This is a genomic window from Pseudomonas sp. GD04019 (assembly GCF_029837695.1).
Lineage (GTDB): Bacteria > Pseudomonadota > Gammaproteobacteria > Pseudomonadales > Pseudomonadaceae > Aquipseudomonas.
This window is the reverse complement of the sequence record NZ_JAOEEA010000010.1, coordinates 1-21,667: the sequence shown is the minus strand read 5'-3', so window position 1 is coordinate 21,667 and position 21,667 is coordinate 1. Positions and strand designations below refer to the sequence as shown.

Below are 21,667 nucleotides of genomic sequence, written 5' to 3'. Positions count from 1 at the left end.
CGCTAGCGAATGTCCCCCGAAGCCCCGGCCGTGTCCGGGGCTTCGTCGTTCTGGCAGTTGCTCAGGGCGAGCCTGGCCAGTACCGGGAAGTGGTCGGATCCGATGTGCGGGCCGCGCTCGTGGCCGAGCAGACGCCAGTGCCGGCTGGCCAGGACATGGTCGATGGGGATGCCCATGAGGCCCGCGCCCAGGCTCGGCCAGGTCGGCGCCAGGCCGCTGGCGCGCCGCCAGCCAATCTGGTCGAGGCCGGCGAAGGCGCTGGACCAGGGCGTGGCGTTGAGGTCGCCGGCGAGCAGGGCCGGCCGTTGGCCAGTGCCTTGCAGCAGCTCGCGCAGGCGCGTGTCGCGGCGGGTGTGGTAGTCCGGCGACAGCGGTGGCATGGGATGGAAGGCGCTCAGAGCGATGCTGCAGCCGTGGTGGCGCAGCTGCGCGCGCAGATGGGCGATGCCCTGCTCGTCCTCGTTCACCTGGGTATGCAGCAGCGGCAGCTGCGACAGCAGGGCAATGCCGAAGGGCGAACCGTCGGGGTGCAGCAGCCGGTGCGGGTAGCCGGGCAGCTGCTGCAGCGCGCTGGCGTACTGCGGCGATACCTCCAGCAGAACCAGCAGGTCCGGCCGCGCCTGCTCCAGCCAGGTGGCCAGCGGGGCGATGTCGGTGCTGTTCAGGTACACATTGGCGCTGGCCACGCGCAGTTCGCTCCCACCTGTACCGGCCGGCAGCTCGGGGGCGGCGGTCAGCCAGGGTAGCGGCACGGCCAGCAGCGGCAGCAGCCAGCGCCTATCGAACCAGGCGCCGAGCAGCACGGCGAGCATCAGGCCGGCGAGAAACAGCCATTGCCAGTGGCTGGCCAGGTCCAGCAGCCAGGGCAGGGTGCCGTGGGCGCCGGCCAGCAGGCCGCTCAGCAGCGGTAGCAGCAGGCCCAGGAGGCTGGCGAGAGCGAGCAGCCAGAGATAGCGATGCAATCGGGACATGGTCGGGCTCGGAGGGGACGCCGCAGAGGATGGCCGCCACCCGGGCGCCATGCAAGCGGCTCAGGCGCCGAGCTGGTCGAGGATCTCAGCGAAGTGTGGGCGCTCGTCGAGCGTCGCCGACACGCAGCGACGCTGCAGTTGCCACAGGGGCTCCAGCTCGCCGGAATCGCAGCGTTGCAGCAATTCCTCCAGCAGGCAGCCGAAGGCGCGCGCCTCGATACGCTGCAGCGCGCTGCCGGTGGCGCTGTGCGGGGCGAAGAAGGAGGCGGCACCGAAATCGCCGAGCAGGCAGTGGCCGGCCCGGTTCACCAGCAGGTTGTGGGCGTACAGGTCGCCATGCAGGATGCCGCGCTCGTGCAGGTGCGCCACTGCGGCGGCGGCGCCACGGGCGATATGTAGCGCTTCGTCTGCGCTGAAGCGCCGATCCTCGGCGTAGATATCGCGCGTGCAGCTGGCCAACGAGGGCGGGCCGGCCAGGTTGCGGTACTGCGGGCCGATCAGCTCCAGCAGCAGGCCGGTCGGCTCGCCGTGCTGCTCGGCCAGCGGGCCGGCGACGCGGATCAGGTTGTCCTGCGCGCCGGCGGCCAGGCAGGCGGCCATTTCGCTGTGGGGCAGGCCGTCGCTGGTCAGTTCGCCCTTGAACAGCTTGGCGGCCATGGCGCGGGTTGGCAGGCCAGGCTGCTGCCAATCTGCGCGGTGGATGATGCCCGAGGCGCCCTGGCCGAGGATCTCGCCCAGGCTGATCTGGCTGCGGTCGATGGCCGGCAGCGGATGGCGCGCCAGGGCGTCGGCCTCGCTGGCGTCGCTGCCCGGATTGCCGGCGAAGGCCAGCCAGGCCAGACGCGGCAGCTGCAACAGCCAGTCGGGGAGGGTCTCCAGGTGGTTGGCGGCGATGCGCAGCAGCTCCAGGCGGTGCAGCTGCGCCATGCTCCCTGGCAGCGTGCTCAGGCGATTGCCGGCCAGCATCAGCTTCTGCAGGCGCGGGCGCTCGCCCAGTGCGGTGGGCAGGGACTCGATGCGGTTGTCGGTGAGGATCAGCCAGCGCAATTGTTGCGGCAGCGCGGCGGCCGGTATGTGTCGGAGGCGGTTGGCCTTGAAACCGACCATCTCCAGTTGCGGGCAGTCGCCGAGCACTTCCGGCAGGGTCTCGAAGGGATTGTCCGAGCAGAACAGCACTTTCAGCTTGCTCAGCCGCGAGAGGTCGTGGGGCAGGCTGGTCAGGCGATTGCCACTGAGGTTGAGCACCTCCAGGCTGTCGGCCAGGTCGAAGATCTCGCGCGGGAATTCGCTGAGGTCGGCGGCCAGGTCCAGGCGGGTGATGCCGGCCAGTTCGCCACGGCGTAGTTGTTCGAGGGTATGCATGGGTCGGGTTGCCGGTTGCGGGGCGGCGAGGGTAGCACGTGGCTCAGGGCAGGCCGAGGCTGTTGAGGAAGGCGTCGACGGCGGCGGTGTAGGCCGGCTCGGCACCGAGTTCCTGGTTGATCGCCCTGTGCGAGAGGTCCTGGCGCAGCACGCTGACCCGCATGCCGAGGGTGGCCGCCTTGGCGGCGTAGGCATCGGCCTGTGGGCAGGCATCGTCGCGCCGGGTGGAGCAGACGGCCAGCAACGGCCCGGCTCCGGCGCGCAGCACCCGCAGCGGCGAGGCGGCGCGCCATAGCGCGGTGTCGCTGCCGAAGGCCTTGTCGTACAGCGGGTAGTGGCGAGCGTGCATGATTGCCGGTACGTCGAAGGCGGCGCTGTCCAGCGCCACGGTCCCCAGCCACAGCGGCTTGGCGTTGGGCGCCAGGGTGCTGTCGCTGGCCAGCAGGCTGACCAGGTGGGCGCCGGCCGAATGGCCCATGAGCACCATGCGCGCCGGGTCGCCTCCCCAGCCGGCGGCTTGCTGCTGCACGCTGGCGAAGGCCTCGGCCACGTCGGCGGCCTGGGCCAGTGGGTCCGCATCCGGGATCAGCCGGTAGTTGCTGGAAACCAGCACGTAGCCCTTGTTCAGCCAGTGCCTGGCCTTGTTCTCGACCACCGCGGCCATGGCCTTGTCGCCGGTGTGCCAGCCGCCACCGTGGACCATGAACAGGATCGGTGCCTGCTTCGCTGCGGGTGGCAGATAGACGTCGAAGCGCTGGCGCGGGTGTTCGCCATAGGGCTGGTCGTGCAGTACTCGGCTGCCGGCCGGAAGCTTGGCGTCGAGCCGTTGCTGGGCACGTTCCTCGCGGCGCTCCTGGAGTTTCTCGCGCAGGGTGGCCGCCGAGGTCATCAGCGGCAGTACCAGTAGCAGCAGGCCGAGCGTTCTGGTCATGGTGGCGGCTCCGGAGGGCATGGGCCGCATGCTAGCGCAGTGCCCGGCGCGGGTCAGTGGTCGAGTTGGCGCGCGTCGATCAGGCCTGAGGCGCGGGCGCGCAGCTGGCCGCAGCCGCCGTAGATGTCCTGGCCGGCACTGTTGCGTACCTTGGTCAGCACGCCGCGGCTGTGCAGGTAGCGCACCATCTGCACGATGCGTTCGCCGTCCGGGCGCTGGAACTCGTCCATTTCCAGGCTGTTGTAGGGGATCAGGTTGAGCACGGCGTACTTGCCCTTGAACAGGCGCAGGATGGCGTCCATCTCCTCCTGGCTGTCGTTGACGCCCTTGAGCAGGGTCCACTGGTACTGGATCGGGTAGCCGACCTGGCGGGCGTAGGTCTCGCCCAGCTCCATCAGTTCGGCGGGGGTGATCTTCGGTGCCTTGGGCAGCAGGCGTTCGCGCAGGGCGGCATCGGTGCTGTGCAGCGACAGGGCCAGGGCCGGCCTGACCCGCTGCTGCGGCAAGCGCTCGAACACCCGCGGGTCGCCGACGGTGGAGAACACCAGGTTCTTGTGGCCGATGCCGCCGTCGGTGCCGAGCAGGTCGATGGCCTCCAGCACGTTGTCCAGGTTGTGCGCCGGCTCGCCCATGCCCATGAACACCACTTTCTTCACCGGCCGGTAGCGGCGCGCCACGGCCACCTGGGCGGCGATCTCGGCGCTGCTGACCTGGCGCAGCAGGCCGCTCTTGCCGGTCATGCAGAACACGCAACCCACGGCGCAGCCGACCTGGGTGGACACGCACAGGCCGCCGCGCGGCAGCAGCACGCTTTCCACCATCTGGCCGTCGCCCAGCTCCACCAGCAGGCGCACCGAACCATCGGCGGCCGGGTGCTCGGAGCGTACCCGGGCCAGGCCCCCCAGCTCCTCGCTCAGCTGCGGCAGACCATTGCGCACGGACAGCGGCAGGAAGTGCTCGGTGTGTTGGCGCTTGGTGCCGGTGTTCAGCGGCTTGCCCTGCAGCCAGGCGCGTACCACCCGACCGCTATGGGCGGGCAGGGCGCCGAGGTCGGCGAGACGCTGGTGGAGGTCGGAGATTCGCATGGGGCGCGCATGCTACCACCGGGTGCCGGTGGCGCGTAGGGCAGCCGGTCAGGGCTGGAAGTGCAGGGCCAGCCAGATGGCGTCCTGCGAGCACTCGGCGACCCGGTGTCGGCAGTGGGCGGGAATCAGCAGGGCGTCGCCGGCCGCCAGTGGCAGGCGGCCGTCGTCGAATTCCAGGGTGGCGCTGCCAGCTAGCAGCGCTACCCATTCCGGTGTCGGCTGGTCGTACCAGAAGCCCGTGGGGCTGGCCTGGCCGCGAGAGACGATCTGCTCCAGACGAAGCTGCCCGGTCTGCAGCAGGGTAATGAACTGCTCTTCCCCTGGCTTGTCATCGGGAGCCTGCAGCAGACCTGTCACTCCGGGTGGCATGGGCTGTCCTCGTGGAGGCGCTGCCGTTACTGCGGCGTGACGCTGATGGCGAAGGCGGAGGTCATGCGCAGTACCACCTGACGGCCGAGGTATTCGGTCTTCATGTCGACGTCCGGGCGGACCTTGATGGTGCGCTCGCTGCCATCGGGCAACTGCAGGGTGGCGGTGCGCAGGGTGGTGTCCATGCCCTTGACCAGCGCGGTGATCTCGATGGTGTCGGCCACCAGCATGCCCGGCTTGCTGCCCAGCGGCGCGGTAGCCGCCACGCCGGCGGCGCCATCGGTCGCCACCTCGCCCGGCTGACGCAGGTAGACGATGCGCTCCAGGCCGACCACGGCGCGGACCCGATCACCGACCTTGAGCTGATCGAAGTTGTGCATCTCCGGCGGGGCCTGGAAGGTGCGGCTGTTGCCGTCGTCATCCTTCAGGGTGAAGCTGCGCTTGGCCGGGTCGATGGCGGTGACGCTGGCCTGCATCTCGTCGGTCTCGGTGACTGCGCCGCCGGGCACGCCCTCGGTATAGGACTCGGTGCGGTCGTATTCGCTGCTCAGCTCGTCGTTGGCGTTGCTCTGGCAGCCGCTGATCAGCGCGGCGGTCAGCGACAGGGCGAGAAAGTGCTTGGTTCTCATGGAGTAGCTCCTTGCCTCATGGGGTTTGCGGTTGGGTATTGCGGATCTCGTAGACGGCGTCGTCGGCGCGCATCGGGCGCACGTTGATCAGGTAGCTGGGGCCGGGGCTGCCCAGGGTCATCTCGCTCAGGTTGAAGCGCACGTCGAGCTTGAGGTACTTGATCTCGCCGGGGGCGACCGAGAAGGTCTGCTTGATATCGCGCGGTTCCCACTTGGCCTGGCGGGTGAGGCCGGTGATGCGCAGGTCGTGGCGACCCGGCGCCAGTTCGATGCGGCGGTAGGCATTGAATTGCAGGGTACCGACGCTCTGCTCGTCGATCAGCACGTCCGGGTAGGAGAAACGCAGCGGCTGCCGGCCCGGATTGTCCGCCTCGGGGCGATACAGGTAGACGACGGCCTGCTCCGGGCTGCTCGGCGGCACCGCCTCGAAGTAACCGGGGCCGGCGCAGCCGGCGAGCGTGAACAGGGCGAGCGCGAGAGCGGGTAGACGCATGAATACTCCTGAGGGGACGATTTGGCTCAACCCAGCGTAGCAGCGCTTCGCCTGGCGATGAATAGCTGCGTTCCATCGCCGGAACCTGCCTGCGCTGCGGCCCCATGGTATCGTCGCGCTCCGCTTCACCCCTCAGGACCACGACGCATGAAATTCATCCACCAGCGCGAGCAGCTCAACGAAGACGACATCGTCGTGATTCACTGCTCGCAGCCCTGCAATATCCGTCTGATGAACGACGCCAACTTCCGCAGCTACCGCAATGGCGGCCGCCATACCTATCACGGCGGCGCCTTCGACAAGTTCCCGGCGCGGATCACGGTGCCCAGCAGCGGCTTCTGGAACATCACCCTGGATACCGTCACCCGTCGCGCCATCAGCGTGACGCGCAAGCCGCAGATGGAATATTCGATCAAGTTCGTGCGCCGCTCCGGCGTCTGATTCGCTCGCCCCGAGCCTGTAGCGGCAGCGCCTGGCCCAGGTGCACTGGTTGTCGTCGCTGCGCTTGGCCGCGTACATGGCCTGGTCGGCGATGTGGTTTAGGCGGTCCATGCTTCGGGACAGGGCGCAGGAGAGCAGCAGGAGCGAGACAGGGAAGGCGCGAGCATCCGTTTTCGGCAGTGATGCCGGCAGCATGCCCAGCCGCTCCAGCAATTCGCCTGGGTTTTCCATCCAGCGAATCAGCAGAGGTGTGTGCGGGGCGAGGCAAACAGGGGAAACGTTGCGGCGGCTATGGAGGTCGAAACTGCGTCAACCCGGAAGAAGGAGCCCCAACATGCTGAAGTTTCTAGGCGGGACCGTTGGCATCATCTTCATCATCGGCCTGATCGTGGTGATCGGCCTGTTCCAGCTGTTGTTCTAAGCCCCATGCAAAGACCCGCTGCCAGGCAGCGGGTCTTTTCGTTTGGCTGTCAGAGCCGGCGCTTGTTGTTCTGGTGCTGCTCGCAGGTCATGAAGCCCTTGCCCTCGACTCGGCCTTCGCTGGTGAAGGTGACGTAGTAGGGCTGCTCCTTGCCGTCGACATTGAGGATGTAGTTGTTGCAGGTGCCGGCGGTGACGGTGTTCTGCACCTCGGAGGAGGGTGGCCCGCCGATGGTCAGTACCTCGTCCTTGGTCATGCCGTCGCGAACGTCCTGCACCAGCGGCTCGTAGCGGTAGGTCGCATAGTCCGCCGGGTTCTCCATGGTCGAGCAGCCGGTTATCGCGGCGGCCAGGCCCAGTAGCGCCAAAGTGTGCTTGTACATGTTGTCACTCCGTCGTGCGAGCCGGACTGGCTCCTGGTACTTGGAGCGAAGCCGCCGCCGCGGAGTTCGAGTTTTCTCGTTGGCACCTGGCGCGGTGCGAGCGGGAGAATCGTTAGCCAGCCGGCAATTCCTCGCTTGCCGACTCGCTTTTTTGGCGCCCGGCGAGCAGTCTGTAGGGCGTTTCCAGCCGTCGTCATCACAGGAGTACCACCATGAACAGGATTTCCCCGCTGGCCCTCTCCCTGGCGATCGCGCTGGGTGCGCCAGCTGCCTTGGCCGACGAAGCCGCAGCCGAGCCGAGCACCATCAAGGACTCCGCCAAGGCGGCCGTGTCCACGGCGATCACCGCCGGCAAGAACCTGCTGGGCGGTGTGTCCGACGGCGTCACCGAAGGCCGTGTGGATGCCCAGGGCGCCGATGGCTCGATCGTCGTCTCCAACCTGGAGCAGCTCGATGGCCAGGTCAGCGTGCAGCTGCTCAAGATCGAGACCGTCGAAGACGGCAATCTCAGCGCGCTGCTGGGCTTCAAGAACACCACTGACAAGCCGCTGCGCCTGATCAACCTGCGTCAGACCGGTGCCTTGCTGGCCATCGATCAGGAGGGCTATTCCAGCGCGCCGCTGCCGGGCCTGCTCAACCCGGACGACGTGACCATCCCGGCGCTGACCGGTGTGCGGCAAAAGTTCGTCTTCGAGGGGCCGAGCGCGGAGGTGCGGTCGATTCGCCTGTGGGGGCGCGATTTCGAGGTGAAGAAGTAACCGCCCCTCATGCATGAAAAAGCCCGCGTCAGCGGGCTTTTTCTTTTCTGAACCGAGGCCCTAGAACCTGTTTAGGAGTTTTTGAGCTAGAGCCAGGCAAGGCGCAACGACCAGCGGGAGTAACAGCCGCAGGCTGGCCCGAAGGGTGAGCGTTAGCGAATCAAGTGGGTGAAGACGCGCAGTTTACGAGGTGTAAATGAGCAGTCCGAGCCTGTTTTTAATCACGCATGGCCGACGATCAAGAGTTCCTAACAGGTTCTCAGCGCTTGGCCACGGTCATGGCGATCAGCCGCGACACCACCAGCGCCAGGTACATCACCCCGGCGAACTCCTCGATCATCACCAGCGAGCGCGCCACCGGCGTCAGCGGGATGATGTCGCCCAGGCCGACGCCGGAGAGGGTGGTGAAGCTGAGGAACAGCAGCTCCATCCAGGTGCGCGCAGCCTCCGGGTCGATGGCCGCGGCGAAGCTGCCCGGCGCCAGCAACTGGCAGAAGGTGAACAGATGGGCGAAAGCCCAGGCCAGCAGGGTGAAGGTGGCGCCGACGGCGTACAGCTCATCGGTGCTGGCATGCAGATCGGCACTCATGTAGGCGATCAGGCTGGCTGCGGCATAGAAGTAGAACGCCGCCTCCAGGATGGCGATCAGCGCCTCCAGCAGCGTGCTGGGGGCGAACATGTCGAGCAGGTTCAGGCCTATGACCAGCAGCGCCAGCAGGCCGGCCACCCAGGTCTGCACCGGGCTGCGCTTGACCACATGCAGGGCCATGCCCAGCACGAGCACGCCGAAGGCGCCGAAGAGCGCGCGGCCGATCTGCGTGTCTTCCATCCAGGGGTACAGCAGCACGCCGAGCAGTTGCACGAACAGCAGACCGGCGGAAGGGTGGAGGCGGATGTAGGTAATGGGCGACATGATCCAGCGCTGTTCTCGAAGTGGAAGGGCAGTGTAGGTGGCGCGGCGGCGGGCTTCAGCCGAGCAGTCGATGTACCTGTTCGATGGCCTGGCGCTCGCGCGCCGTCCAGTCGCCGTCGATATCGACCCAGGCGCGCTGGTGACGCTGCAGCCAGTCGCGGCAGCCCTGGTGGAAGCATAGGCGGTCGGCCAGGTCCGGCTGGCAGCGCTGGCCATCGCTTTCCCATTCGACACCCTGCGGTGACAGCAGCAGGTGCAGATCGTACTCGCGTGCCAGCAGCTCCGACTCCAGCCAGGCCGGGCAGTCGCCGAACAGCGTCTGGCTCCACAGGATATTGCTGAGCAGGTGGGTATCGAGAATCAGCAGTTCCGGCGCCTGGGTGCGCGCCGCATCTTCCCAGGCGAGTTGGCCGCGGGCGATGGCGGAAATGTCCGCCAGGCAGGTATCGCGCCGTTCCTGCTCGATGAAATGGCGCACGTACTCGCCGACCACCAGGCCGCCGAAGCGCTGCTGCAGGCGCTCGGCGAGAAAGGTCTTGCCGCTCGATTCGGGGCCGGTCAGCACCACCACTTTCATGGGGCCGCCTTCCAGGCACTGCGCCATTCGCGCAGGCCGAGCACGGCCAGGGCGGTGAATACGCCGTACAGGGCGGCGGTCAGCCAGTAGCCCTGGAAGGCGAAGAAGCCGACATAGAGCACATCGACCACTATCCACAGTACCCAGCACTGCCAGCGCTTGAGCGCCATCCACAACTGGGCGAGCAAACTGAAGGCGGTGAGCAGGGCATCAGCCTGGGGATATACGGCCTCGGTGAAGCGATCCATGACCAGGCCCAGCAGCAAGCCGCCGACCAGCGCAACGCCAAGGCCGACAGCCATCTCGTGGGTGCTGGTACCGCTGACGGGGCGCCGGCCACTCTCATCCACGCCCTGGCGCCATTGCCACCAGCCGTACAGCTGCATGGCGGCGAACACACCGTGCAGCAGCACCAGCGAGTACAGGCGGGCATAGAAGAAGAACCAGGCATAGAGCAGCACCATGACCAGGCCGATGGGCCAGCACAGCATGTTCTGCCGCACGGTCAGCCAGACGGAGGTGATGCCGAGGGCGGAGGCGATGATTTCTAGCGGAGTCATTCGGATGCTTCAGTGGTGATTGCGGTCAGGCTGCAGATCGACCAGCAGCTCGCAGTCGATCATGCAGCTGGGGGCCCAGGTAACCAGTTGGCGATACACGGCATCGGAGGCGGATCGGTAGGGCTTTGACGTCCAAGGAGCGGCCTGAGAATAAAGGATTAGTCCACCGTGGGCTGATCTGCGGGCTGTTGAGCGGCGCGTTTACCGCGCATTGCCTCGATTATTCCCATGTTCAACTTGGGCGAATGCAGCTGCCCCTTGTAGGCCTTCACGACGAAGAAGACATAGCTGATAAGGATGTAGATGCCCAAAGCGATGATCAGCAGGTTGGTGAGAATCTCCAGAGGCCAGCGGGGCATTTCCGCATCGTTGGCGACGATGCCTAATGCGCCAAGTAGCAAGCCTAGAGGCACTGCCAGTACCAGCAGGGAGAGATGCAGGTCGGTCAGCTTCAGTGACAGCTCCCGTGCCAGGAGCCAGCCACGCTTGCGATAGAAGAAGTACATCAGCGGTGGCAGTAGCCAGAACAGCCACACACCGATCAGATAGTTGAGAAGCAGCACCAACAGGGGAGTTGCGGTAGCGACTCTGCGATCCGTGTTGTTTTCCATGACGTCCTTGTCCTCTGATGGGAAATGCGGTTGAGTCAGCACCGGGTCAGTTGTCGTACCCCAGATTCGGCGCCAGCCAGCGTTCGCTGACCGCCAGGTCCTGGCCTTTGCGCTTGGAGTAGCTTTCTACCTGATCCTGGTCGACCTTGCCGACGGCAAAGTATTGCGCCTCGGGGTGGGCGAAGTACCAGCCGCTGACGGCGGCGGCCGGGAACATGGCGTAGTGCTCGGTGATGAACACGCCGCTGCGGCCGGCCTTGCCGACCTCCGCCTCGGGGTCGAGCAGCTTGAACAGGGTGGCTTTCTCGGTGTGGTCCGGGCAGGCCGGGTAGCCGGGAGCGGGACGGATGCCGACGTATTGCTCCTTGATCAGCGCCTCGTTGTCCAGTTGCTCGTCGGCGTCGTAGCCCCAGTACTGCTTGCGCACGCGCTCATGCAGCCACTCGGCGCAGGCTTCGGCCAGGCGGTCGGCGAGGGCCTTGACCATGATGCTGTTGTAGTCGTCGCCCTTGTCCTGGTAGGCCTTGGCCACTTCCTCGGCGCCGATGCCGGCGGTGGTGATGAAGCCACCGACGTAGTCGGTCTTGCCGCTTTCCTTGGGCGCGACGAAGTCGGCCAGGGACAGGTTCGGCTTGCTGTCCGGCTTGATGGTCTGCTGGCGCAGGTGGTGCAGGGTGGCCAGGGTCTTGCCGTTGTCGCCGTACAGCTCGATATCGTCGTGGCGTACCTGGTTAGCCGGCCAGAAGCCGAACACGGCGCGGGCCTTGATCAGCTTCTCGTCGATCAGCTTGTTGAGCAGCGCCTGGGCGTCGGTGAACAGCGCAGTCGCCGCCTCGCCGACCACCTCGTCGGTGAGGATGCGCGGGTACTTGCCGGCCAGGTCCCAGGAGATGAAGAAGGGCGTCCAGTCGATGTACTCGGCCAGTTCGCGCAGGTCGATGTCGTCCAGTACCTGCACGCCGGTGAAACTCGGCTTCGGCGGCTGGTAGCCGGCCCAGTCGAACTGCGGCTTGTTGGCCAGGGCGTCGGCGTAGGGCAGGCGCTCGGTGCGCGAGGCGCGCGCGGAGGTACGCTCGCGCACCACCACGTACTCGTCGCGGGTTTTCTGCACGAAGTCGGCCTTGAGTTCCTTCGACAGCAGCTGGGTCGCGACGCCCACGGCGCGCGAGGCGTCGGTGACGTAGACCACCGCGTCGTTCTGGTACTTGGGCTCGATCTTCACCGCCGTATGCGCCTTGGAGGTGGTAGCGCCGCCGATCATCAGCGGCAGGGTGAAGCCCTGGCGCTGCATCTCGCGGGCGACGTGGACCATCTCGTCGAGCGATGGGGTGATCAGGCCGGACAGGCCGATGATGTCGCACTTCTCGGCGATGGCAGTTTGCAGAATCTTCTCCGCCGGCACCATCACGCCCAGGTCGACGATGTCATAACCGTTGCAGCCGAGCACCACGCCGACAATGTTCTTGCCGATGTCGTGCACATCGCCTTTCACCGTGGCCATGAGGATCTTGCCCTTGGCCTCCGGCTTGTCGCCTTTCTCCGCTTCGATGAAGGGGATCAGGTGGGCCACGGCCTGCTTCATCACACGGGCGGACTTGACCACCTGGGGCAGGAACATCTTGCCGGCCCCGAACAGGTCGCCGACCACGTTCATACCGGACATCAGCGGGCCCTCGATCACCTCGATAGGGCGCGCGCACTGCTGGCGGCATTCTTCGGTGTCTTCGACGATGAAGGTGGTGATGCCTTTGACCAGCGCGTGTTCCAGGCGCTTGGCCACCGGCAGCGAGCGCCATTCCTCGCTCTCTGCTTCCTTAACCGCGCCGCCGCCGCGGTAGTTGTCGGCGATGGCCAGCAGCGCGTCGGTGCCGCCGGGCGTGCGGTTGAGCACCACGTCCTCGACCTTGTCGCGCAGCTCTTTGGGGATCTCGTCGTAGATCTCCAGCTGGCCGGCGTTGACGATGCCCATGGTCAGGCCGTTCTGGATGGCGTAGTAGAGGAAGACCGAGTGGATCGCCTCGCGCACCGGGTTGTTGCCGCGGAACGAGAACGACACGTTGGACACGCCGCCGGACGACAGCGCGTAGGGCAGCTCGTCACGGATAAAGGCGCAGGCCTCGATGAAGTCCACCGCGTAGTTGTTGTGCTCCTCGATGCCGGTGGCCACGGCGAAGATGTTCGGGTCGAAGATGATGTCTTCCGGCGGGAAGCCGACTTCGCCCACCAGGATGTCGTAGGAGCGCTTGCAGATTTCCTTCTTGCGCGCGGCGGTGTCGGCCTGGCCGACCTCGTCGAAGGCCATCACCACCACGGCGGCGCCGTAGCGCTTGCACAGCTTGGCGTGGTGCTTGAACTGCTCGACGCCTTCCTTCATGGAGATCGAGTTGACGATGCCCTTGCCCTGGATGCATTTCAGGCCGGCCTCGATCACTTCCCACTTGGAGGAGTCGATCATGATCGGCACACGGGAGATATCCGGCTCCGAGGCAATCAGATTGAGGAACTTCACCATGGCCGCCTGGGAGTCGAGCATCCCTTCGTCCATGTTGATGTCGATCACCTGGGCGCCGGCTTCCACCTGCTGCTGGGCGACTTCCAGGGCCTCGGCGTAGTTCTCCTCGCGGATCAGCCGGGCGAACTTGGCCGAGCCGGTGATGTTGGTGCGCTCGCCGACGTTCACGAACAGAGAGCTGCGGTCGATGGTGAACGGCTCCAGGCCGGACAGGCGGCAGGCCTTGGCGATTTCCGGAATCGCGCGCGGCTTGTACTTGGCCACGGCCTCGGCGATGGCCTTGATGTGTGGCGGGGTGGTGCCGCAGCAGCCGCCGATGATGTTGAGCAGGCCGCTTGCAGCGAACTCCTCGACCACCGCCGCCATTTCCGCCGGGGTCTCGTCGTACTCGCCGAAGGCGTTGGGCAGACCGGCGTTGGGGTGGGCCGAAACGTGGGTATCGGCCTTGGCCGACAGTTCGGCCAGGTAGGGGCGCAATTCCTTGGCGCCGAGGGCGCAGTTCAGGCCGATGGAGATCGGCTGGGCATGCCGCATCGAGTTCCAGAAGGCTTCGGTGGTCTGGCCGGACAGGGTGCGGCCGGAGGCGTCGGTGATGGTGCCGGAGATCATGATCGGCAGCTCGACATTGTCCTCGTCGAACACCTGCTGCACGGCGAAGATCGCCGCCTTGGCGTTGAGGGTGTCGAAGATGGTCTCGATCAGGATCAGGTCGGCGCCACCCTCGATCAGGCCGCGGGTGGCCTCGGTGTAATTCTCCACCAGCTCGTCGAAGGTGACGTTGCGGAAGCCCGGGTCGTTGACGTCCGGGGAGATCGAGCAGGTGCGGCTGGTCGGGCCGAGCACGCCGGCGACGAAGCGCGGACGGTCCGGGGTTTCCAGGGTCTTGGCATCCGCCACTTCACGGGCGACGCGGGCGCCGGCCACGTTCAGCTCGTAGGCCAGGGCCTCCATGCCGTAGTCGGCCTGCGAGACCCGCGTGGCGTTGAAGGTGTTGGTTTCCAGGATATCGGCGCCGGCATCCAGGTAGGCCTTCTCGATCTCGGCGATGACCTGCGGCTTGCTCAGCAGCAGCAGGTCGTTGTTGCCCTTCACATCGCTCGGCCAGTCGGCGAAGCGTGCGCCGCGGTAGTCCTCTTCCTCCAGTTTGTAGCTCTGGATCATGGTGCCCATGCCGCCGTCGAGGATCAGGATGCGTTCTTTCAGGGCTTGCTGAAGGGCCTGGAGGCGGGCGCTGCGGTCGGACATGGGACTACCTGGGGGTGAGCGTGTAGAAAGGCCGTGGATGATAGCAAAGCTGCATGGCTCTCAGACGCCTGCGGGATCTGCATGAAAATGGCTCATATTGGGCCGTTTCGCTGTCATAGCCTTACAATGCCCGTTCGCCGCATAAGGACTTTGCCATGCCCCGTCGTTTTCTCGCTCCGTTGGCGCTGTTGTGCGCGCCGCTGTTCGCTGCCGAGCCGATCTCCTACAACCATGACGTTCAGCCGATCCTGACCAACAAGTGCGTGGCCTGCCACGCCTGTTACGACTCGCCCTGCCAGCTCAACCTGGGTAGCGGCGAGGGCGTGCTGCGCGGGGCCAACAAGCTGCCGGTGTACGACGGCGCGCGGACCAAGGCACAGGCCAGCACAAGGCTGTACTTCGATGCCCAGGGCGAGGCAGCCTGGCGCGAAAAGGGCTTCCACTCCGTGCTCGACCCGCAGGCCAGCCAGGCCGCGCTGGTGACGCGCATGCTGGAGCTGGGGCGCAGCAACCCGCTGCAGCCCAACGCCAAGCTGCCGGCCGATCTGGATATCTCCCTGGAGCGGGACAACCAGTGCCCGCTGCCCGGCGAGTTCGACGCCTACGCGAAGAAGTTCGCCCATGCCGGCATGCCCTTCGCCGTCACCGGCCTCAACGATACCGAGTACACCACCCTGCAGCAGTGGCTGAAGGAGGGCGCACAGGTGGAGGAGCATGCGCTGCAGCCGTCTGCCACCGAGCAGAAGCAGCTGGCCGAATGGGAAGCCTTCCTCAATGCGCCCGGCGCGCGGGAGAGCCTGGTCAACCGCTGGCTGTTCGAGCACCTGTTCCTGGCTCATCTGTACTTCGAGGGCGGCGAGCCGGGGCATTTCTTCCAGTTGGTGCGCTCGCGCACGCCGAGCGGCCAGCCGATCGACCCTATCGCCACGCGCCGCCCCAACGAGGACCCCGGCACCCAGGTGTACTACCGCCTGTGGCCGATCCAGGGCGTGATCGTGCACAAGACCCACATCACCTATCCGCTCAGCGCCAAGAAGCTCGAGCGCACCCGCGAGCTGTTCTACGCCAGTGACTGGACGGTGGATGCGGTGCCCGGCTACGGCGCCCAGCGCCGCGCCAACCCGTTCGAGACCTTCGCCGCGATTCCGGCCCAGGCGCGCTACCAGTTCATGCTGGATAACGCCGAGTACTTCGTGCGCACCTTTATCCGGGGTCCGGTGTGCCGCGGACAGATCGCCACCGACGTGATCCGCGACAACTTCTGGGCGGTGTTCCAGGACCCGCAGCACGACCTCTACATCACCGATGCCGAGTACCGCGCCCAGGCCACGCCGCTGCTGGCCATGCCCGGCCAGTTCGACGAGATCGGCGACCTGCTCGGCCTGTGGAAGGCCTTCCGCGACAAGCGCAACGAGTACGAGGATCTGCGTCGCGGCGCCTATGCCGATGCGCCGCTGCCGGGCTGGTCGAGCGTCTGGGGCGGTAACGATAACGCGCTGCTGTCGATCTACCGCCACTACGACAGCGCCATGGTGCGCAAGGGCCTGATCGGCGAGATCCCGCAGACGATGTGGCTAATGGACTACCCACTGTTCGAGCGCACCTACTACCAACTGGTGGTCAACTTCGATGTGTTCGGCAATGTCGCCCATCAGGCGCAGACCCGCCTGTACTTCGACCTGATCCGCAATGGCGCCGAGCTGAACTTCCTTCGCCTGCTGCCAGCACAGTCGCGCCAGGTCTACCTGGACGACTGGTACCAGGACGGCGGCAAATTGAAAATGTGGCTGGACTACACCGAGGCCGATCTGGATACCGCCACCGGCATCGATTTGCCGGAGCAGGGCGCCAAGGGCGCCTTCGCCCAGGCGTTGCTGGCCCGCTATGCCGACCTCAATGCGCGGCCCGACCCGCTCAACCGTTGCGAGGGCGCCGATTGCCATCGTCCGGGCCTGCCAGCGGAGCTGGAGGATGCCGAGCAGGCCCTGAGTCGCCTGACCGGGCGTCCGGCCGGCGGGCTCAAGGTGATCGACCATCTGCCGGAAACGACCCTGCTGCGGGTCGAGCTGGCCGACGGCAAGCGCGAGGTGTACAGCCTGCTGCGCAACCGCGCGCACAGCAACGTGGCCTTCATGACTGGCGAATCCCTGCGCTACCAGCCGGGGCTGGATACCCTGACGGTGTATCCGGGGGTGCTCACCAGCTATCCGAACTTCATGTTCAGCCTGCCGGCGAGCCAGGTGCCGGAGTTCGTCGGAGCCCTGGAGCAGGCGCGCGACCCGGCGGCGTTGGACAAGGTGGTGCAGCGTTGGGGCATTCGCCGCAGCCACCCGCAGTTCTGGCACTACTTCCACGACCTGTCGGCCTATATCCGAGAGACCGAGCCGGTGGAGGCGGGCGTGCTGGACATGAACCGCTACCAGAACCTCTGATGATTTGACGAGGGGCATGTGTAGGGCGGGTGCAACCCGCGATGGACAGCGACGCGGGTTGCACCCGCCCTACAGGAGCTGGAAGCCATAAAAAAGCCCGCCGTGATGGCGGGCTTTTTTGTGTCAGCAGCAGGCGCTTAGAAGTGGCCCTTGAGTAGCAGGCTGATGGCGCTCTGGTCGGTGCCGCCGAGGATCTCGTCGCCCAGCACGCTGTCATCGTCGATGCCGTACTTGTCGCTCCAGTAGTCGTACTCGACGCCCACGTAGAAGCGCTTGCCCCAGCCCATGGCCTTGGCCATGTCGTACTTGATCTGTGGGTTGAAGTGCAGGTTGGCGTGGTAGCTGTCGTCGTTGTCCACCACCCAGTCCATGAAGCCGTCGATGACCAGGTCCGAGTTGCCCACAGCCACGGTGTAGCTCCAGGCCGGGGTGATCTGCCACACGCCGCTGCCGTCGCGCTTGCCGTCGGTCTCGCGGTAGTAGGTGTTGAGCTGGAAGAAGTCGAAGCCGGGCACGTTCAGGTCAACGGCCGGGCCGAGCAGGTAGGAGTCGACATCGTCCTCGCCGAACTCGTAGGTGGCGGCCAGCAGCACGTCCTTGATCGGGCCGAACGCCAGGTCGCTGCCGCTGAGTTTGCCGAACGACAGGCGCGGGCTGATCTCGCCGTAGAAGCTGTGGCCGTCACCGGCGCCGTTGGTGGCCTCGGTGTTGTACTTGATGCCATCGACGAAGACGAACAGGTCGCCGAAGCTCCAGCCGCTGGCGTGCTCGAAGGTCAGGGTCTGCTGCCGGGGCGGGTCGACCTTGAAGTCGATGCCGTTGAGGTAGGTCAGGCTGTTGTCCTGCCATTGCAACAGGTCGGCGGCCATGGCCTGGCCGCTGAGAAGGGTGGCGGCCAGGCTCAGGCTGGTGGCGAAACGGGACATCTGCAACTCCGATTCTTGACTGGGGTGACGAAAAAAGCGCGCTACTTTACCAGTCTCGCTTCGAGGCTGTTGCTGGCCAGACGGGCGGCCTGCTCGCGGGTCATGCCCAGGTCGCGCTCCAGGGCGGCGAAGTTCTCGCCGACGTAGCCGCCGAAGTAGGCCGGGTCGTCCGAGTTCACCGTCACTTTCACGCCGCGTTCGAGCATTTGCAGGATGTTGTGCTGGCGCATATGGTCGAACACGCAGAGCTTGATGTTGGACAGCGGGCAGACGGTCAGCGGGATCTGCTCGTCGATGATGCGCTGCATCAGACGCTCGTCCTCGATGGCGCGCACGCCGTGGTCGATCCGCTCGATCTTGAGCAGGTCCAGCGCCTCCCAGATGTACTCGGGCGGGCCTTCCTCGCCGGCATGGGCGACGGTCAGCAGGCCTTCGCTGCGGGCCTTGGCGAACACCCGCTCGAACAGGCGCGGCGGGAAGCCCATCTCCGAGCTGTCCAGGCCGACGGCGACAAAGGCGTCGCGGAACGGCATGGCCTGTTCCAGGGTCTTGAACGCCTCTTCCTCGGACAGGTGGCGCAAGAAGCTGAGGATCAGGCCGTGGCTGATGCCCAGCTGCTTCTCGCCATCGATAAGTGCCTGCTGGATGCCGCGCAGCACCACCTCGAAGGGGATGCCGCGGTCGGTGTGGGTCTGCGGGTCGAAGAAGGGTTCGGTGTGGATCACTCCCTGTTCCTGGCACTTGAGCAGGTAGGCCCAGGTCAGGTCGTAGAAGTCCTGCTCGGTGCGCAGCACGTTGGCGCCCTGGTAGTAGAGGTCGAGGAATTCCTGCAGGTTGTTGAAGGCGTAGGCGCCGCGCAGGCTGTCCACGTCGGCCCAGGGCAGGGCGATCTTGTTGCGCTCGGCCAGGGCGAACAGCAGCTCGGGCTCCAGCGAACCTTCCAGGTGCAGGTGCAGTTCGGCCTTGGGCAGGGCGGTGATCCAATCGGTCATGGTGGGACTAACTCAGGGAGATCGAGTGCGCATTCTAGCGGAGTCGGTGCTGGGAATTATTCCTACTAAATTACTAGGACTTTATCCCTGCCGGTCGATTGGCGTACACTGGCCTCCATGTTTTGCGAGGAGTTGCCATGAGCGCCATCATCATTACCGACGCGGCCCACGATTACCTGTCCGATCTGCTGAAGAAGCAGAACACCACCGGCATCGGCATTCGTGTGTTCATCACCCAGCCCGGCACGCCCTACGCGGAAACCTGTATCGCCTACTGCAAGCCGGGAGAGCAGAAGGCCGAAGACACTGCCCTGGCGCTGAAGGAATTCACCGCCTGGATCGATGCCGTCAGCGAACCCTTCCTGGAAGACGCCGTGGTCGACTACGCCACCGACCGCATGGGCGGCCAGCTGACCATCAAGGCGCCGAACGCCAAGGTGCCGATGGTCAACGAGGACAGCCCGGTCACCGAGCGCATCAACTACTACCTGCAGACCGAGATCAACCCAGGCCTGGCCAGCCACGGCGGCCAGGTGAGCCTGGTGGACGTGGTCGAGGAAGGCATCGCCGTGCTGCGCTTCGGCGGTGGTTGCCAGGGCTGTGGCCAGGCCGACTACACGCTCAAGGAAGGCATCGAGAAGACCCTGCTGGAGCGCATTCCCGAGCTCAAGGGCGTGCGCGACGTGACCGACCACAGCAACCGCGAGAACGCCTACTACTGAGTGCTCCTCGCTGTTGGAAAAAGGCGCCTGCGGGCGCCTTTTTTTTGGCCCGGGAGATCGCTCCCGCTACTGTACCGCGCGACGTCGGGCAATCTTCGGTGACTCCTGGGCGCCTGGGGTTGGGCGGGGCCATGGGTTCAGCCGTAGTGGTGGCGCTTTAGAGGGAAAGGCTTCGGTCCAAGCGTGCGCGCCTTCGCAAATGGCGATATAGACTGCAGGTGATGGCACATTGATATGGCTTTTGCCGGCGAAAGGTGCTTCCTTATGGGCCCCTTTGCCGCATGGTCGTGACTCGACGCGGCAACAGTGCTAACAAGAAGGCTGGCAGTATCGATCCGGCCCATGCGTTACGAGGATTGCCGATGGCGACCATTTCCCTGCTGGTCTGCGATGACTCCGCCATGGCGCGCAAGCAGCTGCTGCGTGCCTTGCCGGCGGAATGGCCCGTGCAGATCAGCCAGGCCACCAATGGGGCGGAGGCCCTGCAGCGGATTCGCGAGGGCGGCATCGATCTGCTTTTGCTCGACCTGACCATGCCGGTGCTGGACGGCTACGGCGTGCTCGCCGGCCTGCGTGACGAGGGGCTGGAGTGCCGGGTCATCGTGGTTTCCGGCGATGTGCAGGACGAGGCCGTGCGCCGCGTCACCGAGCTGGGCGCGCTGGCCTTCCTGAAGAAGCCGGCCGAGCCCGAACTGGTGCGCGAGACCCTGCAGCGCCTCGGTCTGTTCGACGCGGCCGCCGCCGCGCCGCCGCGAGAGCTGAGCGAGCTGGGCGAGCCGTCGGTGAACTTCCGCGATGCCTTCCGCGAGGTGATCAACGTCGCCATGGGCCGCGCCGCCGCGCTGCTGGCGCGGGTGCTGGGCGTGTTCGTGCAACTACCGCTGCCCAACGTCAACATCCTCGAGGTCGGTGAGCTGCACATGGCGCTAGCCGATGCGCAGAGCGACGAACGCCTCACCGCCGTGTGCCAGGGCTATATCGGCGGCGGCATTTCCGGCGAGGCGCTGCTGATCTTCCATGACTCGGAAGTGGCCGACATGGCCAAGCTGCTGCACCGCAGCGCCACCGAGAGCTCCTCCATGGAGATGCTGCTGGACATGTCCAGCGTGCTGATCGGCGCCTGCCTCAGCGGCATCGCCGAGCAGATCAACATCAAGTTCTCCCAGGGCCACCCGCAGATTCTCGGCCAGCATGCGCCGATCGACGAGCTGATCCGCATCAATCAGCAGCGCTGGCGCAAGACCCTGGCGGTGGAGTTCAGCTACAGCATCGAGGGGCACGATATCCACTTCGACCTGATGCTGCTGTTCACCGAGGACTCGGTGCCGCTGCTGACCAAAAAACTCGCCTACATGATGGGTTGAACATGGCCGAGAACATCGATCTCAACGAGTTCCACTGGCTGCTGACGATAGTGCAGAGCATCGACGTGGGCGTGGTGGTGCTGAATCGCGAGTTCAGCGTCGAGGTGTGGAACAGCTTCATGGAGAACCGCTCCGGGCGCACCCCGGAAGAGGTGCTGCACAAGTCCTTCTTCGACCTGTTCCCCGAGGTGGAGCAGGAGTGGTTCCGCCACAAGGTGGACAGCGTCGCCACCCTCGGCACCCCGGCGTTCACCATCTGGGAGCAGCGGCCTTACCTGGTGCGGTTCAAGAACTACCAGCCCATCACCGGGCAGGAAGACTTCATGTACCAGAACACCACCATCCTGCCGCTGCAGGCCACCAACAGCCGCATCGAGCACATCTGCCTGATCATCTATGACGTCACCGATGTGGCGGTGAACAAGCACCAGCTGCAGTCGGCCAACAGCCAGCTCAAGCACCTGTCGCGCACCGACCGGCTCACCGGCCTGAACAACCGCGGGTACTGGGAAGAGGAGCTGCGCCGCGAATACTCGCGCCATCGCCGCTACGGCAGCATGGCGGCGCTGGTGATCTTCGATATCGACCATTTCAAGAAGATCAACGACACCTACGGTCATCCGGCTGGCGACAAGGTGATCCAGTTCGTCGCCGAGGTGGTGCGCGAGGCCATCCGCGACACCGACATCGCCGGGCGCTATGGCGGCGAAGAGTTCGTGGTGCTGCTGCCGGACGTCGACAAGGTCAGCGCCCGTCTTTTCGCCGAACGCCTGCGCCAATTGGTGGAGGCGCTGGTGGTCGAGGCCGATGGCCAGGAAATCCGCTTCACCATCAGCCTCGGCGTGGCGGACCTGGGACAGACCAGCCAGGACCATCAGCAACTGATCGAATGGGCCGACCGTGCCCTGTACCAGTCCAAACACGGCGGGCGCAATCAGGTCTCGGTACACGGCGGCTAGTTGAAACTGCGT

21 protein-coding genes are annotated in these 21,667 nt (G+C 65.7%); 6 read left to right on the top strand and 15 right to left on the bottom strand.

Annotation, left to right across the window (positions count from 1 at the left end; translation table 11 throughout):
- Nucleotides 1–2 precede the first annotated feature (2 nt).
- Genes N7607_RS16295 through N7607_RS16265 form a run of 7 tightly spaced genes read right to left on the bottom strand, consistent with a single transcriptional unit; the run spans nucleotide 3 to nucleotide 5,840 of the window.
- Entirely contained in the window at nucleotides 3–971 is a 969-nt protein-coding gene (locus N7607_RS16295; protein WP_279865956.1) for an endonuclease/exonuclease/phosphatase family protein, read from the bottom strand.
- A gap of 60 nt (nucleotides 972–1,031) precedes the next feature.
- Nucleotides 1,032–2,333, bottom strand: coding sequence for a leucine-rich repeat-containing protein kinase family protein (locus N7607_RS16290; protein WP_279865955.1), 1,302 nt, complete (start codon nucleotides 2,331–2,333; stop codon nucleotides 1,032–1,034).
- A 43-nt stretch (nucleotides 2,334–2,376) separates the two neighbouring features.
- Nucleotides 2,377–3,264: an alpha/beta hydrolase gene (locus N7607_RS16285; protein ID WP_279865954.1), complete on the bottom strand. Its 888-nt coding sequence runs from the start codon at nucleotides 3,262–3,264 to the stop codon at nucleotides 2,377–2,379.
- A gap of 53 nt (nucleotides 3,265–3,317) precedes the next feature.
- Nucleotides 3,318–4,349, bottom strand: coding sequence for an RNA methyltransferase (locus tag N7607_RS16280; RefSeq protein WP_279865953.1), 1,032 nt, complete (start codon nucleotides 4,347–4,349; stop codon nucleotides 3,318–3,320).
- A gap of 48 nt (nucleotides 4,350–4,397) precedes the next feature.
- Nucleotides 4,398–4,718 carry a cupin domain-containing protein gene (locus N7607_RS16275; RefSeq protein ID WP_279865952.1) on the bottom strand — a complete coding sequence of 107 codons (321 nt, stop codon included), beginning with the start codon at nucleotides 4,716–4,718 and terminating at the stop codon, nucleotides 4,398–4,400.
- 26 nt (nucleotides 4,719–4,744) lie between these two features.
- Nucleotides 4,745–5,347: a hypothetical protein gene (locus N7607_RS16270; RefSeq protein ID WP_279865951.1), complete on the bottom strand. Its 603-nt coding sequence runs from the start codon at nucleotides 5,345–5,347 to the stop codon at nucleotides 4,745–4,747.
- 16 nt (nucleotides 5,348–5,363) lie between these two features.
- A complete protein-coding gene (locus tag N7607_RS16265) occupies nucleotides 5,364–5,840 on the bottom strand; it encodes a DUF2846 domain-containing protein (RefSeq protein ID WP_279865949.1) in 477 nt (158 codons plus the stop codon).
- Nucleotides 5,841–5,987: 147 nt separating this feature from the next.
- On the opposite strand from N7607_RS16265, the gene N7607_RS16260 reads away from it, so the two are divergent.
- Complete coding sequence (locus tag N7607_RS16260; RefSeq protein ID WP_279865947.1) at nucleotides 5,988–6,281, top strand: DUF1883 domain-containing protein; 294 nt, start codon at nucleotides 5,988–5,990, stop codon at nucleotides 6,279–6,281.
- A gap of 470 nt (nucleotides 6,282–6,751) precedes the next feature.
- On the opposite strand, the gene osmE is transcribed toward N7607_RS16260, so the two are convergent.
- Nucleotides 6,752–7,084 carry an osmotically-inducible lipoprotein OsmE gene (gene osmE, locus N7607_RS16255; protein WP_279865946.1) on the bottom strand — a complete coding sequence of 111 codons (333 nt, stop codon included), beginning with the start codon at nucleotides 7,082–7,084 and terminating at the stop codon, nucleotides 6,752–6,754.
- 212 nt (nucleotides 7,085–7,296) lie between these two features.
- Here osmE and N7607_RS16250 point away from each other — a divergent pair, with 212 nt between their 5' ends.
- Entirely contained in the window at nucleotides 7,297–7,842 is a 546-nt protein-coding gene (locus tag N7607_RS16250; RefSeq protein WP_279865945.1) for a hypothetical protein, read from the top strand.
- Nucleotides 7,843–8,101: 259 nt separating this feature from the next.
- Here the strand turns inward: N7607_RS16250 and N7607_RS16245 are convergent, their stop codons facing one another.
- From N7607_RS16245 to metH, 5 genes are all read right to left on the bottom strand, one after another.
- Nucleotides 8,102–8,755 carry a potassium channel family protein gene (locus N7607_RS16245; protein WP_279865944.1) on the bottom strand — a complete coding sequence of 218 codons (654 nt, stop codon included), beginning with the start codon at nucleotides 8,753–8,755 and terminating at the stop codon, nucleotides 8,102–8,104.
- Nucleotides 8,756–8,810: 55 nt separating this feature from the next.
- On the bottom strand, nucleotides 8,811–9,332 hold the full coding sequence (locus tag N7607_RS16240; RefSeq protein ID WP_279865943.1) for an AAA family ATPase: 522 nt from the start codon (nucleotides 9,330–9,332) through the stop codon (nucleotides 8,811–8,813).
- The gene (pnuC, locus tag N7607_RS16235) at nucleotides 9,329–9,892 is read right to left on the bottom strand and encodes a nicotinamide riboside transporter PnuC (protein WP_279865942.1); all 564 of its coding nucleotides are present in this window, start codon (nucleotides 9,890–9,892) and stop codon (nucleotides 9,329–9,331) included. The genes N7607_RS16240 and pnuC overlap by 4 nt, the downstream gene beginning before the upstream one ends.
- Before the next feature lie 158 nt (nucleotides 9,893–10,050).
- Entirely contained in the window at nucleotides 10,051–10,503 is a 453-nt protein-coding gene (locus N7607_RS16230; protein ID WP_279865941.1) for a hypothetical protein, read from the bottom strand.
- Between the two features lie 46 nt (nucleotides 10,504–10,549).
- Complete coding sequence (gene metH / locus N7607_RS16225; RefSeq protein WP_279865940.1) at nucleotides 10,550–14,260, bottom strand: methionine synthase; 3,711 nt, start codon at nucleotides 14,258–14,260, stop codon at nucleotides 10,550–10,552.
- Between the two features lie 155 nt (nucleotides 14,261–14,415).
- Between metH and N7607_RS16220 the strand changes: the two genes are divergently transcribed.
- Nucleotides 14,416–16,692: a fatty acid cis/trans isomerase gene (locus N7607_RS16220; RefSeq protein WP_279924034.1), complete on the top strand. Its 2,277-nt coding sequence runs from the start codon at nucleotides 14,416–14,418 to the stop codon at nucleotides 16,690–16,692.
- Nucleotides 16,693–16,829: 137 nt separating this feature from the next.
- Here N7607_RS16220 and N7607_RS16215 read toward each other — a convergent pair whose 3' ends face one another.
- Both N7607_RS16215 and N7607_RS16210 read right to left on the bottom strand, forming a co-directional pair.
- A complete protein-coding gene (locus N7607_RS16215) occupies nucleotides 16,830–17,618 on the bottom strand; it encodes an outer membrane protein OmpK (protein ID WP_279924033.1) in 789 nt (262 codons plus the stop codon).
- A gap of 41 nt (nucleotides 17,619–17,659) precedes the next feature.
- Nucleotides 17,660–18,610 carry an adenosine deaminase gene (locus N7607_RS16210; protein WP_279924032.1) on the bottom strand — a complete coding sequence of 317 codons (951 nt, stop codon included), beginning with the start codon at nucleotides 18,608–18,610 and terminating at the stop codon, nucleotides 17,660–17,662.
- A 137-nt stretch (nucleotides 18,611–18,747) separates the two neighbouring features.
- Here N7607_RS16210 and nfuA point away from each other — a divergent pair, with 137 nt between their 5' ends.
- From nfuA to N7607_RS16195, 3 genes are all read left to right on the top strand, one after another.
- Entirely contained in the window at nucleotides 18,748–19,332 is a 585-nt protein-coding gene (gene nfuA / locus N7607_RS16205) for a Fe-S biogenesis protein NfuA (RefSeq protein ID WP_279924031.1), read from the top strand.
- A 362-nt stretch (nucleotides 19,333–19,694) separates the two neighbouring features.
- Nucleotides 19,695–20,696 carry a response regulator gene (locus tag N7607_RS16200; protein WP_279924030.1) on the top strand — a complete coding sequence of 334 codons (1,002 nt, stop codon included), beginning with the start codon at nucleotides 19,695–19,697 and terminating at the stop codon, nucleotides 20,694–20,696.
- A gap of 2 nt (nucleotides 20,697–20,698) precedes the next feature.
- Nucleotides 20,699–21,655 carry a diguanylate cyclase gene (locus N7607_RS16195; protein WP_279924029.1) on the top strand — a complete coding sequence of 319 codons (957 nt, stop codon included), beginning with the start codon at nucleotides 20,699–20,701 and terminating at the stop codon, nucleotides 21,653–21,655.
- The last annotated feature ends 12 nt before the right edge of the window (nucleotides 21,656–21,667 follow it).